The 12,720-nt window shown below is 64.8% G+C and carries 10 protein-coding genes and 1 pseudogene; 7 read left to right on the top strand and 4 right to left on the bottom strand.

Annotated elements, in window-relative coordinates; genetic code table 11:
- Positions 1 to 93: 93 nt before the first annotated feature.
- From ACSQ3D_RS13250 to dnaA, 4 genes are all read right to left on the bottom strand, one after another.
- Entirely contained in the window at positions 94 to 933 is an 840-nt protein-coding gene (locus ACSQ3D_RS13250; RefSeq protein WP_436127221.1) for a DUF3883 domain-containing protein, read from the bottom strand.
- A gap of 129 nt (positions 934 to 1,062) precedes the next feature.
- Complete coding sequence (gene gyrB / locus ACSQ3D_RS13245) at positions 1,063 to 3,669, bottom strand: DNA topoisomerase (ATP-hydrolyzing) subunit B (protein WP_436127220.1); 2,607 nt, start codon at positions 3,667 to 3,669, stop codon at positions 1,063 to 1,065.
- 182 nt (positions 3,670 to 3,851) lie between these two features.
- Positions 3,852 to 4,970, bottom strand: a complete 1,119-nt coding sequence (dnaN, locus tag ACSQ3D_RS13240) for a DNA polymerase III subunit beta (protein WP_056171502.1) — start codon at positions 4,968 to 4,970, stop codon at positions 3,852 to 3,854.
- Positions 4,971 to 5,137: 167 nt separating this feature from the next.
- Positions 5,138 to 6,562: a chromosomal replication initiator protein DnaA gene (gene dnaA, locus ACSQ3D_RS13235; RefSeq protein WP_436127219.1), complete on the bottom strand. Its 1,425-nt coding sequence runs from the start codon at positions 6,560 to 6,562 to the stop codon at positions 5,138 to 5,140.
- Positions 6,563 to 7,050: 488 nt separating this feature from the next.
- Here dnaA and rpmH point away from each other — a divergent pair, with 488 nt between their 5' ends.
- From rpmH to ACSQ3D_RS13200, 7 genes and pseudogenes are all read left to right on the top strand, one after another.
- Positions 7,051 to 7,185 (top strand): 50S ribosomal protein L34, encoded by a 135-nt coding sequence (rpmH, locus tag ACSQ3D_RS13230; RefSeq protein ID WP_005798102.1) that lies wholly within the window; start codon positions 7,051 to 7,053, stop codon positions 7,183 to 7,185.
- A 73-nt stretch (positions 7,186 to 7,258) separates the two neighbouring features.
- Positions 7,259 to 7,837, top strand: coding sequence for a ribonuclease P protein component (locus ACSQ3D_RS13225; protein WP_436127218.1), 579 nt, complete (start codon positions 7,259 to 7,261; stop codon positions 7,835 to 7,837).
- Positions 7,834 to 8,136, top strand: a complete 303-nt coding sequence (gene yidD / locus ACSQ3D_RS13220) for a membrane protein insertion efficiency factor YidD (RefSeq protein ID WP_056171749.1) — start codon at positions 7,834 to 7,836, stop codon at positions 8,134 to 8,136. Before ACSQ3D_RS13225 ends, yidD begins: the two co-directional genes overlap by 4 nt.
- A complete protein-coding gene (gene yidC / locus ACSQ3D_RS13215; RefSeq protein ID WP_436127217.1) occupies positions 8,133 to 9,848 on the top strand; it encodes a membrane protein insertase YidC in 1,716 nt (571 codons plus the stop codon). Before yidD ends, yidC begins: the two co-directional genes overlap by 4 nt.
- Positions 9,849 to 9,938: 90 nt before the next feature.
- Positions 9,939 to 11,420: a tRNA uridine-5-carboxymethylaminomethyl(34) synthesis GTPase MnmE gene (gene mnmE, locus ACSQ3D_RS13210; protein ID WP_436127216.1), complete on the top strand. Its 1,482-nt coding sequence runs from the start codon at positions 9,939 to 9,941 to the stop codon at positions 11,418 to 11,420.
- 188 nt (positions 11,421 to 11,608) lie between these two features.
- Positions 11,609 to 12,100 carry a Crp/Fnr family transcriptional regulator gene (locus ACSQ3D_RS13205; protein WP_056171495.1) on the top strand — a complete coding sequence of 164 codons (492 nt, stop codon included), beginning with the start codon at positions 11,609 to 11,611 and terminating at the stop codon, positions 12,098 to 12,100.
- Positions 12,101 to 12,210: 110 nt separating this feature from the next.
- Positions 12,211 to 12,720, top strand: a pseudogene (locus ACSQ3D_RS13200) (hypothetical protein); the annotation flags it as partial.

The raw sequence follows: 12,720 nt of genomic DNA, 5'->3' as shown, positions 1-12,720 counted from the left end.
AGATCAGGCACGGTCTAGCCGGTCATTGGTAAAAGATGCGGCTCTCGGGTCGAGTGCCAAACAAGCAGGGTATCGGCGCTTGCATGATTGCCGTTATCCGAAACTGGCGCGATAAGTCACCGGGTCCAGATAGCAGTGCTGCGAAATTTCTCCGGGAAGGTCAAACAGGCGTGGCTGTTTTCGAAATTCGAATAGGCGGTACAGGTGAAACTGCTCGGAGGCAGCCTTTGAAAACGTAAGCTCGTTCCGCGAGACAAAAAAAGGTGTGTCTTTCCCGAATGACGTCGTCTTCACCTCTATGTAGCGCTCTTTCCCATCGGACTCGAACGACAACACGTCGTAGCCCATTCCGTCGCCTTTCGACACAGATACGTGTTCCACTTTGTCTGCCAAGCGGCTCTGACCCAACGCATTGAGTCGCCAATGCTCGAATTGCAGGACAAACTCCTCACCAGCAAGGCCAAGAGACTGGTTTTGCGCTTCACGCTGGAGATAGTCACGTTTGATTGGACTACCGCTCCAAACGAGTAGGTCTTCCTCCGCCTTCACCTGTCTAGCAGGGGGATAAACGGAAGTCTTCGAGAAATCGTCTACAGAAGGCACTGCAGCGGGGCACTGCACTGCGGCAAGCACTGCCTGGTCTAGCAATGGAAGCGATTTCAACTGCGCAGCCACCACTTGGGCCAGCATCGCCTGGAAGTTCCACCGCGGCTGGTAACCGCGAACATTTGGACGGCCGAGCTGAATAAGGACTGCGCTGATGTTGCAGTGCTTGAATTCAATCGACCCGTCGCTGCGACCGTTCAGCTTGTGTTGAAGTTTGCGCCGATGCGCGGCCTTGCTATAGCTTTGCCCCGCGAGTTCCAGCGTGAGCATCTGCAGATGATCCGCAACGATAAGTTCAACCTCTTCGCGGGACCAATTCGAGGACATGTGTGGTGCTTTAGCTGAATAAATTCAGACCGATATCGCTGTTACTAAGTCATCCGATAAAAATTCGGGCCATACCTTTGCGATTGCACGCTACAACACGATATGTGAATGCACGGACCAGGGGGTGTGTCAAACGTCAATATTCCCCGCCCGCAGCGCATTCGTCTCAATGAAATCCCGCCGCGGCTCCACCTCATCCCCCATCAGCATCGTGAACACCCGATCCGCCTCGATCGCATCATCGATCTGCACCCGCAGCAACCGGCGCACATTCGGGTCCATCGTCGTTTCCCACAGCTGCTCAGGATTCATCTCCCCCAGCCCCTTGTAGCGCTGGCGGCTGGTGGTGCGTTCGGCTTCGGTGATGAGCCATTTCATGGCCTGGCGGAAGTCGCCGACCTTTTCTTCCTTTTGCTTCTCGCCTTCGCCGCGCAGGGCCTTGGCGCCCTCGCCCAGCAGGCCGCGGAAGGTTTCGGCGGCTTCGGCCAGGGCGGCGTAGTCGGCGCCGTGCACGAAGTCTTGCGTGATGACGCTGCTCTTGACGTTGCCGTGGTGGCGGCGGCTGATGCGCAGGATGGGTTTGTCGGTGCGCACGTCGAATTCGCCGGCCACTTCAGCGGGGGTGCCGGTGGCGTTCAGCTCGCGCAGCTTGATCTGCAGGGCCACGGCGCTGGCTTCGGCTTCGGCCACGGAGTCGAGCTTGAGGCTCACGCCGTCGGCCACGGCGCGCAGGGCTTCGGCGTCCATGAAGTTGGACAGGCGGTGGATCACGCTTTCAGCGACCTGGTGCTTGCGCGCCAGTTCGGCCAGGGTGTCGCCGGCCAGCACTTGCGGGTTGGCGCCGCCGGTGCTCACGCTGGCGTGGTTCAGCGCAATGCGCAGCAGGAAGCCGTCGAGCGCAGGGCCGTCTTTCAGGTACAGCTCTTCCTTGCCGGCCTTGACCTTGTACAGCGGTGGCTGCGCAATGTAGATGTGGCCGCGCTCGACCAGCTCGGGCATCTGGCGGTAGAAGAAGGTCAGCAGCAGGGTGCGGATATGGGCGCCGTCGACGTCGGCGTCGGTCATGATGATGATGCGGTGGTAGCGCAGCTTGGCCACATCGAAGTCATCGCCCCCGGTGGTGCCGCCGGCCTTGCCGATGCCGGTGCCCAGGGCGGTGATCAGCGTCAGGATTTCGTTGCTGGTGAGCAGTTTTTCGTAGCGGGCCTTTTCCACGTTCAGGATCTTGCCGCGCAGGGGCAGGATGGCCTGGAACTTGCGGTCGCGGCCCTGCTTGGCGGAGCCGCCGGCGGAGTCACCCTCGACGATGTAGATCTCGCACATCGCCGGGTCTTTTTCCTGGCAGTCGGCCAGTTTGCCGGGCAGACCCATGCCGTCGAGCACGCCCTTGCGGCGGGTCATTTCGCGGGCCTTGCGGGCGGCTTCGCGGGCGCGGGCGGCTTCGACGATCTTGCCGCAGATGATCTTGGCGTCGTTGGGCTTTTCCTGCAGGTAGTCGGTCAGCAGCTTGCCCACGATGTCTTCCACGGGGGCGCGCACTTCGCTGGACACCAGCTTGTCCTTGGTCTGGCTGCTGAACTTGGGCTCGGGCACCTTCACGCTCAGCACGCAGCACAGGCCTTCGCGCATGTCGTCGCCGGTCACTTCGACCTTGGCCTTCTTGGCGAACTCGTTTTCTTCGATGTACTTGTTGATGACGCGGGTCATCGCGGCGCGCAGGCCGGTCAGGTGGGTGCCGCCGTCACGCTGGGGAATGTTGTTGGTAAAGCAGAGCACCTGCTCGCTGTACGCGCTGTTCCACTGCATGGCCACTTCGACGCCGATGTGCGTGCCGGGGATGCCGCCGTAGGTCTCGGCCGGGCGCTCGCCCGCGGCGTAGAACGAGTTGGGGTGCAACACCGTCTTGCCCTTGTTGATGAACTCCACGAAGCCGCGCACGCCGCCGGCGCCCGAGAAGTCGTCTTCCTTGCCGCTGCGCTCGTCCTTCAAGCGAATGCGCACGCCGTTGTTCAGGAAGGACAGCTCGCGCAGGCGCTTGGCCAGGATCTCATAGTGGTAGTCGTTGTTCTCTTTGAAGATCTCGGTGTCGGGCAGGAAGTGCACTTCGGTGCCGCGCTTTTCGGTGTCACCGGTGACCTTCATGGGGCTGACTTCAAAGCCGTCCACGGTGTCGAGCAGGCGGTCTTGCACAAAGCCGCGCGCAAACTCGATCTGGTGCACCTTGCCTTCGCGGCGCACGGTCAGGCGCAGCCATTTGCTCAATGCGTTCACGCAGCTCACGCCCACGCCGTGCAGGCCGCCCGAGACCTTGTAGCTGTTCTGGTTGAACTTGCCGCCGGCGTGCAGCTCGGTCAGCGCGATCTCGGCGGCACTGCGCTTGGGCTCGTGCTTGTCGTCCATCTTCACGCCGGTGGGGATGCCGCGGCCGTTGTCGGTGACGCTGATGGAGTTGTCGGAGTGGATGGTGACGACGATGTCGTCGCAGTGGCCGGCCAGGGCTTCGTCGATGGAGTTGTCGACCACTTCGAACACCAGGTGGTGCAGGCCGGTGCCGTCGGACGTGTCGCCGATGTACATGCCGGGGCGCTTGCGCACGGCCTCCAGGCCTTCCAGGATGGTGATCGAGCCTTCGCCGTAGCTTTCGCTGGCGCCGGCCTGGTTGGTGTCGATCTTGTGCGGAACAGGCTCACCCGTGCCGGTAGGTTCTTGCTCGGGCAGGTTGTTGTCAGCGGTCATGGTGGGCCTTGGGATCCGTGGAGGCCGGGGTCGGCGTCCAATGTTTTCAATAGGGGTCAAATAGCGCCCTACCGCTTGTCCATCCTGCGGTAGCAGCTATCATTACAGTAGCAAAAGCGAAGCAGCCCCGTTCAGGCCATGCACCTGCACAGGGGCAAGGCACGCCGGGCCGGGGCCGATGGCTAGATGCGCATCGGCATCACCACGTACTTGAAGCTTTCGTTGTCGGGGATGGTCATCAGCGCAGAGCTGTTGCCGTCCGAGAGCTCCACCTTCACCATGTCCTGGCCCATGTTGGCCAGGGCGTCGATGAGGTAGGTCACGTTGAAGCCGATCTCGATGGTGTCACCACCGTAGTCGATGTCGAGCTCGTCCACGGCCTCTTCCTGCTCGGCGTTGTTGGACGCCACGCGCAGGGTGCCGGGCTCCAGGTTCAGGCGCACGCCCTTGAACTTGTCGCTGGTCATGATGGCGGTGCGCTGCAGGCTGGCCAGCAGCGGCGCGCGGCCCAGGGTGATGCTGTTCTTGTGGTTCTTGGGGATCACGCGGTTGTAGTCGGGGAACTTGCCCTCGACCAGCTTGGTGACGAACTCCATGCCGCCGAAGGTGAACTTCGCCTGGTTGTTGGCGAACTGCATCTCGATGTGGGGCTGGTTCTCGCCGCCGGCGTCCGACAGCAGGCGCTGCAGCTCGATCACGGTCTTGCGCGGCAGGATGACTTCCTGCTTGGGCACTTCGACGTCCAGCGTGGCGCTGGCAAAGGCCAGGCGGTGGCCGTCGGTGGCCACCAGGGACAGCTGCTTGCCCTCGGCCACGAAGAGGATGCCGTTCAGGTAGTAGCGGATGTCCTGCACGGCCATCGCGAACGACACCTGGGACAGCAGGTCCTTCAGCACCTTCTGCGGCACGCTGAACGCGGGGCCGAAGGCGGCGGATTCCTGCACCAGCGGGAAGTCCTCGGCCGGCAGGCTTTGCAGCGTGAAGCGGCTCTTGCCGCCCTTGAGGATGAGTTTGGACTGCTGCGACTCCAGGCTCACCGTCTGGTCGCTGGGCATGGTGCGCAGGATGTCGATCAGCTTGCGCGCGCCCACGGTGGTGGTGAAGTCGCCGGTGTCGCCGCCCAGCTCGGCCGTGGTGCGGATCTGGATTTCGAGGTCGCTGGTCGTCAGCTGCAGGGCATTGCCCGTCTTGCGGATCAGCACATTGGCCAGGATGGGCAGGGTGTGCCGGCGCTCGACGATGCCAGCCACGGACTGGAGTACCGCGAGAACCTTGTCTTGTGTTGCCTTCAGGACGATCATGTCATCAACCTCTTGTGGATTTTCTAAAACGGTGCGTCGGCAGCGGCACGGGTGGTGCCCCCCCTGCTGCCCAATCCGTCATTTTGCCTTGTAAGAACGTGTTTGCTGCCTCGGCATGGCAACGAACAAGTTCTTACAGAAGCGGGCCTGGCTGGACACACGGGAGTTCAGCCTTTCAGCGTCTGCTCCAGCACGTGCAGCTGCTGGTTCAACTCGGTCAACTGCTGGCGCTCGCCGGAGATCTTGCGCACGGCATGCAGCACGGTGGTGTGGTCCCGCCCGCCGAACAATTCTCCGATCTCCGGAAGGCTCTTTTGCGTCAGCTCCTTGGCCAGGTACATCGCGATCTGGCGCGGGCGGGCAATGCTGGCCGGGCGCTTCTTGCTGTACATGTCGGCGACCTTGATCTTGTAGTAGTCGGCCACCGTCTTCTGGATGTTTTCCACACTGATCTGCCGGTTCTGGATGGACAGCAGGTCGCGCAGCGCCTCACGGGCCAGCTGGATGGAGATTTCCTTCTGGTTGAAGCGCGAGTACGCGAGGATCTTGCGCAGCGCGCCTTCGAGTTCGCGAACGTTGGAGCGCACGTTCTTGGCGACGAAGAAGGCGACTTCCTCGGGCATTTCGGTGCCTTCGACGCGGGCCTTGTTGATCAGGATGGCCACGCGCATTTCGAGTTCGGGCGGCTCGATGGCCACCGTCAGGCCCGAATCGAAGCGCGAGACCAGCCGCTCGTGGATGTTGGCCAGGCCCTTCGGATACGTGTCCGACGTCATCACGATGTGCGACTTCTTGGCCAGCAGGGCCTCGAACGCGTTGAAGAATTCTTCCTGCGTGCGGTCCTTGTTGGCGAAGAACTGCACGTCGTCGATGAGCAGCAGGTCGAGCGAGTGGTAGCGCTCCTTGAACTCGTCGAAGGTGCGGCGCTGGTAGGCCTTAACCACATCCGACACGAACTGCTCGGCATGGATGTAGAGAACTTTGGCGTCGGGCTTGTCCTGCAGCAGGCGGTTACCCACAGCGTGCACCAGGTGGGTCTTGCCCAGGCCGACACCGCCGTAGATGAACAGCGGGTTGTACAGATGGCCCGGCATGCCGGCCACGTGCATCGCCGCGGAGCGCGCCATGCGGTTGGCCGTGCCCTCCACCAGGGTCTCGAAGGTGAGGGCCGCGTTCAGGCGGTTGCGGAAGGCACCGGCCGAGGCGTCGTCGCTGCTGGCGGCGGGCGATTCGGCGGGCTGCGGGGTGTTGGTCGACTCGGCTGCGGCGGGGCGAACGTAAGTGCGGGCCACGGATTCCCGCTGAGCGAGCGCTAACTCCAGCGTGACGGGCTGGCCGTACAGGCCTTCGAGCAGCGACGCGATGCGGCCCGCGTACTGCGCGCGGATCCAGTCGAGCTTGAAGCGGTTGGCCACCAGCAGGGTGACCTTGGAGAAGTCTTCGGCCACCTGGGCGGTCAGCGGCTTGATCCAGGTGTTGAACTGCTGCTCGGGCAGGTCTTGCGCCAGTTGCTCTACGCAGGCTTGCCACAGGCCCTGGCCGGCGTCGGAGCCGGACGATGGAAGGGTGCTGCGGGAGGGTTCCTCGGTCATTTCGGGGGAATTCTTGTTGTGGATAGGAGGAACGGGGCTGGGCGGGGGATTGTACCTTGTCAAGGAGTTATCCACAATTTGCGGCCTGCCCGCAGCCGGGTGATTCCCGGGGTTGAGTTTTGGCCGGGGCTGTGCTCGCTGGAGGGCTTTCGGGACCCGCTCGTCGGTGAACATATCTGTGCTTTGGCCGCGCGTTTTAGTGGGGCTCAAGGGGTACGACAACCCGCCGGCCAGCCCGGCCAGGCCTGTCTTTCAACGGCCCCGGCCAGTGCGAACAAGGCCCGTCCAGTCGAAAGGCATTGCCAGCGGCCACCAAGCCTGCGATAATTTTGGGTTTCCCTGAATGTGTTCAGGGTGATTTGACCCGGCGCGCCGTTATTTCTGCCCCGTGGGTCTGCCGCCAAGGCGCTGTTTTATATGGTGTGGCTGTGCAGATTGCAGGGGGTTCAAGAGCAGCAGTCCGGAACTGAACCTCAAGGAATAGCACCATGAAACGTACTTACCAGCCCTCCAAGACGCGCCGCGCGCGCACCCACGGTTTCCTCGTCCGCATGAAGACCCGCGGCGGCCGTGCCGTCATCAACGCACGCCGCGCCAAGGGCCGCAAGCGTCTGGCCGTCTAAGGCAGACCCGGTCTACGGCCTGCACGCCGCCTGCTCCCGGTTTGTACCGTCAGGTTCCAAACGGGGCGCTTGCATGCAACGGCTGAAAACCCGTCCGCAGTTCCAGGCCGCCATGGCGGGGGGCACCGTCTCCCGCACTGCGCATTTTGCGCTGCACCGCCTGGTACTGGGGGCCGAAGGCAGCCTCGCCGCTGCCGACTCCGCCAGTGCGGCACCCACAGGGCCCGGTTCCTTGCCTTCAACGCAAGGGCCGCAGGCCCTGTTTGCCGTGCAGGGCGTCTGGCTGGGCGCCATGGTGCCCAAGCGCTGGGCGCGCCGCGCCGTGACGCGCAACACCATCAAGCGGCAGATCTACACCGTGGGCGACACCTTCGAGGCGCGGCTGGAACAGGTCGCGCCGCAGTCCGCCCATGTGGTGCGCCTGCGCTCGGGGTTCGACCGCAAGCAGTTCGTGAGCGCCACGTCCGACCAGCTCAAGGCCGCGGTGCGCGCCGAGCTCCTGCAGCTGTTTGGCTATGCCACGCGGCGTGCGGGCGGCAGTGCGCCGGTGGCCACTGCTGCCGTCACGGCTGCGGGCGCGACGACTGTGACTGTGACTGCTGCCGCCATGGCCCCGCCCCAGCCCCCGGCCGAGGTGCCTGCGCCATGCTGATGCAGCGCCTGCTCATCGGCGTGGTCAAGGGCTACCGGCTGTTCCTCAGCCCCTGGCTGGGTTCGGCCTGCCGCTTCGAGCCGACCTGCTCGGTGTATTCGCTCAAGGCGCTGGAGTTGCACGGCGCCGGCGTGGGCAGCTATCTCACGGTGCGCAGGCTGGTACGCTGCCACCCCTGGTGTGACGGAGGCCACGATCCGGTGCCTCCGGGCCCTCACGATCTGCCGCGCAGTTTGCGGCTGTTTTCGCGGCTCTCCGATTCCAACACCCAACCATCCTCACCAAAGAAGTCTTCATGAACGACATTCGCCGCACCATCCTGTGGGTGATTTTTGGCTTTTCCATGGTTCTGCTGTGGGACAAGTGGCAACTGCACAACGGCAACAAGGCCACCTTCTTCCCCAGCACCACCGAGGCGGCGGCGCCAGCCCCGGCGGCCAACGCGTCCGGCGCAGCGGGTGCGGCCAGCGTGCCGTCTTCGTCCAGCACCCCGGTCGCGGCCACTGCGGGCGCGGCGGCAGTGCCCGGCCAGCAGGCACCCGCTGCGGTGCCCGCAGCCCCGGCCGCGCGTGAGCGCGTGCAGGTGACCACCGACGTGTACCGCCTGACGTTCGACAGCGAAGGCGGCTCGCTCACCCATGCCGAGCTGCTCAAGCACGCCGACATGGCGGACAAGGCCCGCAACTTCCTGCTGCTGGACGAGAGCGCACAGCGCGTCTACGTGGCGCAGACGGGCCTGATCGGCGGCAACTTCCCCACGCACAAGACCCCGATGACGGTGGTGCCCGGCCCGCGCGAGCTCAAGGACGGCCAGGACGAACTCAGCATCCGCTTCGAATCGCCCGACCTGGGCGGCCTGAAGCTGGCCAAGACCTGGACGATCAAGCGCGGTGTCTACGACATCGCCGTCAAGCACGAGGTGGTCAACACCGGCACCGCAGCCGTGTCGCCGCAGCTGTACTTCCAGCTGGTGCGCGACGGCAACAAGCCGCCGGGCGAGTCGTCGTTCTACTCCACCTTCACCGGCCCAGCGGTCTACACCGAAGCCAAGAAGTACCAGAAGATCGAGTTCAAGGACATCGAAAACGGCAAGGTCGACATCCCCAAGGATTCGCCCAACGGCTACGTGGCCATGGTGCAGCATTACTTCGCCACGGCCTGGCTGCTGGCCGACGGCACGCAGCGTGAGCTGTTCACCCGCAAGGTCGACACCAACCTGTACTCCGTGGGCATGCTCACGTCGCTGGGCGCCATCGAGCCCGGCGCGAGCAAGACCGTGGACGCGCGCCTGTTCGCCGGCCCGCAGGTCGAGACCATGATGGAAAAGCTGTACCCCGGCCTGGAGCTGGTCAAGGACTACGGCTGGCTGACCATCTTGTCCAAGCCGCTGTACTGGCTGCTGGACCAGCTGCACAAGCTGTTGAACAACTGGGGCTGGTCCATCGTGGCGCTGGTGCTGCTGCTCAAGATCGCGTTCTACTGGCTCAACGCCAAGGCCTACGCCAGCATGGCCAAGATGAAGGCCATCAACCCCAAGATCATGGAGATGCGCGAGCGCCTGAAGGACAAGCCGCAGCAGATGCAGCAGGAGATGATGCGCATCTACCGCGAGGAAAAGGTCAACCCGATGGGCGGCTGCTTCCCCATCATGATCCAGATCCCCGTGTTCATCGCCCTGTACTGGGTGCTGCTGTCCAGCGTGGAAATGCGCAACGCGCCCTGGATCGGCTGGATCCACGACCTGTCGGCCCCGGACCCGTTCTTCATCCTGCCGCTGCTGATGACGCTGTCGTCGCTGCTGCAAACGGCGCTGAACCCCGCGCCACCCGACCCGATGCAGGCCAAGATGATGTGGTTCATGCCGCTGATCTTCAGCGTGATGTTCTTCTTCTTCCCGGCCGGCCTGGTGCTGTACTGGCTGACCAACAACATCTTGTCGATCGCGCAGCAGTGGCTCATCAACACCCGCATGGGCGTGCCGCCGCAATTTAACTTGCCTAGCTTCAAGTGACCTTGAGTCGCTGAGACAGCACGAACCCCGAAGGCCGCGCAAGCGGCCTTTTTCATTCCACCCGCACCCCACCCTTGTAAAGTCGCCCCCATGCTTGCCCGCCACCAGGACCCCATCGTCGCCATTGCCACCGCTCCGGGCCGGGGTGCCGTCGGCATCGTGCGGGTGTCCGGCCGGGCCATCGGTGGGCTGGTGCAGGCGCTGTGCGGCCGGGCGCTCAAGCCCCGTGAGGCCACCTACCTGCCGTTTCGGGATGCGCAGGGCCAGGCCATCGACCAGGGGCTGGCGCTGTACTTCCCCGGCCCGCACAGCTACACCGGCGAGGACGTGCTGGAGCTGCAGGCCCACGGCGGCCCCGTGGTGCTGCAGCTGCTGCTGGCGCGCTGCCTGCAGGCAGGCAGCGCGCCCGACGCCGCTACCGGCCAGGCCTGCCTGCCCGGCCTGCGCGTGGCGCAACCGGGCGAGTTCACCGAACGCGCCTTCCTGAACGACAAGATCGACCTGGCCCAGGCCGAGGCCATCGCCGACCTGATCGACGCGAGCACCGAGGCGGCGGCCCGCAGCGCCAGCCGGTCGCTGACGGGCGCGTTCTCGGCCGAGATCCACGGCCTGCGCGACGCGCTCATCCACCTGCGCATGCTGGTGGAGGCCACGCTCGACTTTCCCGAAGAAGAAATCGACTTCCTGCGCAAGGCTGATGCGCACGGGCAGCTATCGAATCTGCAGCAGACGCTGGCGTCGGTGATGCAGCGCGCACGCCAGGGCGCGCTGCTGCGCGAGGGCATCAAGGTGGTCATCGCCGGCCAGCCCAATGCAGGCAAGAGCTCGCTGCTCAACGCGCTGGCGGGGGCCGAGCTGGCCATCGTCACGCCCATTGCAGGCACCACGCGCGACAAGGTGCAGCAGACCATCCAGATCGAGGGCGTGCCCCTGCACATCATCGACACCGCCGGCCTGCGCGACAGCGAGGACGAGGTGGAGCGCATCGGCATTGCCCGCGCATGGGACGAGATCGCCGGGGCCGATGCCGTGCTGTTCCTGCACGACCTGGAGCGTGCCGATGCTATTGAATACATAGCTGCTGACGCTGACATAGCAAGCGCTATCGCCCAAAGGCTGCCCGCTTCCATCCCGGTCATCGACGTCTGGAACAAGCTGGACCGTGCACCGGCCGCACCTGCCGCGACGCTGCCCGCGGACACCACGGCAGCTGCGTCCACTGCCGCTGCGGTGCCAGCTTCCGCCAATGTCGGCGCGCGGCCCAGCGTTCGCCTGTCCGCCCGCACCGGCGAGGGGCTGGACAGCCTGCGGCGCGTTCTGCTGGACGTGGCCGGGTGGCAGTCAGCGCCCGAGGGCATCTACATCGCCCGCGCCCGGCATGTCGAGGCGCTGCAGGCGGTCGGCGCCCACCTGCAGGAGGCCGCCGACCAGCTCGGCGCCCAGGGCCCGGCGCTCGACCTGCTGGCCGAAGAGCTGCGGCTGGCGCAGAACGCACTGAGCGCGATCACCGGGGAATTCACCTCCGACGACCTGCTGGGCGTGATCTTCTCAAGCTTCTGCATCGGCAAGTGAACGGCCGACCGGCCGCCTTTGGGTCTAGCCGGCCAGTGCCTACGCAGGGTCGAAAATCAGGCCGCCCCCCTTGGCCCCGCCCCGGTTTGCCCCGTAGAACAGCCCCAGCCCGCCGCCTGTCGCTAATGTTGTAAACGGACGTAAACAGCGCTTGTGTCCAACCTGTAACAAGGGTAGCTTCGCGCCCCATGAACGTTTCCTCTCCATTGGCGCCCAAGGTTGACCTGCAGGGCCTGATCGACGCCATCGCGCAGGCCAGCGCCGATGACAGCATGACCAACCCCTTGACCCCCGCGCAGTGGGAAATCCTGTCGTCGTACCTGCTGCCCGTGGTCATGCCCGCCGGGCAGGTGCTGTTCTCGCAAGGCGCGACGGACCGCACGCTGTACCTGGTGGAAAGCGGCAGCCTCAGCGTGCACTACCAGGACGAAAAAGAGCGGTTGCGCCTGGCCATCGTCGGCGCGGGCTCCGTGGTGGGCGAAGGCGCCTTCTTCTCGCACCGCTCGCGCAGCGCCACCGTGCAGGCCAGCGCGCCGTGCAAGCTGTGGAGCCTGCCGGCCCTGCGCTTCACCGAATTGACCAACCGCCAGCCCGCCATTGCGCTCGGCCTGGTGATGGCGGCCGGGGCCGTGCTGGCCAAGCGGCTGGGTAACCGCCGCCGCCGCGTTGCGGCCACCTGACAGGCGGGCGGTTCAGGCGGGCCTGCGGGCTTTTGCGGGGCGATATCGGGTGTACACCGCGTTACACTCAATTTTCGATTTCCCCGGGCGCCATCTGTAGAAAGCAAGTTATGTCCCTGTTCAGCTGGTTCAGCCGCAAACCTGCCCCTCCCAAGCCCCGCCCGGCCGCCGAGCCCTCGGGCTTGCTGAATGCCGACGCCACCGTGCCCCTGTCCCCGGGCCGCCTGGGCAAACCGCTGCTCGAACCCGTGCCCCCGGAGCATGCCGCCAACCGCAAGAACGAGCGCATGGAGCGCCGCGAGCTGCTGTACACCGTGGTGCGCGATGCGATGGTGCGTGCCGGCGTGCTGTCGGCCAGCTACAAGTTCAAGGTGCTGTCGCTGGACCAGCGCGGCCGCCAGTTCCTGGTGATGATGGACCTGGCCCGCGAATACGGCGGCGAGACCGTGCGCCTGTCCGAGATCGAAGCCCTGATCGCCCAGACCGCCAAGACCCGCTACGACATCCTGGTGACCGCCGTGTACTGGCGCATCAACGACCACGTGGCGGTGGGCATTCCGCAAAAGGGCGTGGCGCCGCTGGGCGCCTCGCTGCAGGCGGCTCCGGCGCCCGCCGTGCGC

The organism is Acidovorax sp. LjRoot117 (genome assembly GCF_964252695.1).
Taxonomy (GTDB): domain Bacteria; phylum Pseudomonadota; class Gammaproteobacteria; order Burkholderiales; family Burkholderiaceae_C; genus Acidovorax.
Note: the sequence above shows the minus strand (reverse complement) of the source record. Positions and strands in the feature narration are given on the sequence as shown.

What these genes read in the sequence shown, in the direction of transcription:
- ACSQ3D_RS13250 (WP_436127221.1), bottom strand. Translation starts at nt 933, where the DNA reads ATGTCCTCGAATTGGTCCCGCGAAGAGGTTGAACTTATCGTTGCGGAT.
- gyrB (WP_436127220.1), bottom strand. Translation starts at nt 3,669, where the DNA reads ATGACCGCTGACAACAACCTGCCCGAGCAAGAACCTACCGGCACGGGT.
- dnaN (WP_056171502.1), bottom strand. Translation starts at nt 4,970, where the DNA reads ATGATCGTCCTGAAGGCAACACAAGACAAGGTTCTCGCGGTACTCCAG.
- dnaA (WP_436127219.1), bottom strand. Translation starts at nt 6,562, where the DNA reads ATGACCGAGGAACCCTCCCGCAGCACCCTTCCATCGTCCGGCTCCGAC.
- rpmH (WP_005798102.1), top strand. Translation starts at nt 7,051, where the DNA reads ATGAAACGTACTTACCAGCCCTCCAAGACGCGCCGCGCGCGCACCCAC.
- ACSQ3D_RS13225 (WP_436127218.1), top strand. Translation starts at nt 7,259, where the DNA reads ATGCAACGGCTGAAAACCCGTCCGCAGTTCCAGGCCGCCATGGCGGGG.
- yidC (WP_436127217.1), top strand. Translation starts at nt 8,133, where the DNA reads ATGAACGACATTCGCCGCACCATCCTGTGGGTGATTTTTGGCTTTTCC.
- mnmE (WP_436127216.1), top strand. Translation starts at nt 9,939, where the DNA reads ATGCTTGCCCGCCACCAGGACCCCATCGTCGCCATTGCCACCGCTCCG.
- ACSQ3D_RS13205 (WP_056171495.1), top strand. Translation starts at nt 11,609, where the DNA reads ATGAACGTTTCCTCTCCATTGGCGCCCAAGGTTGACCTGCAGGGCCTG.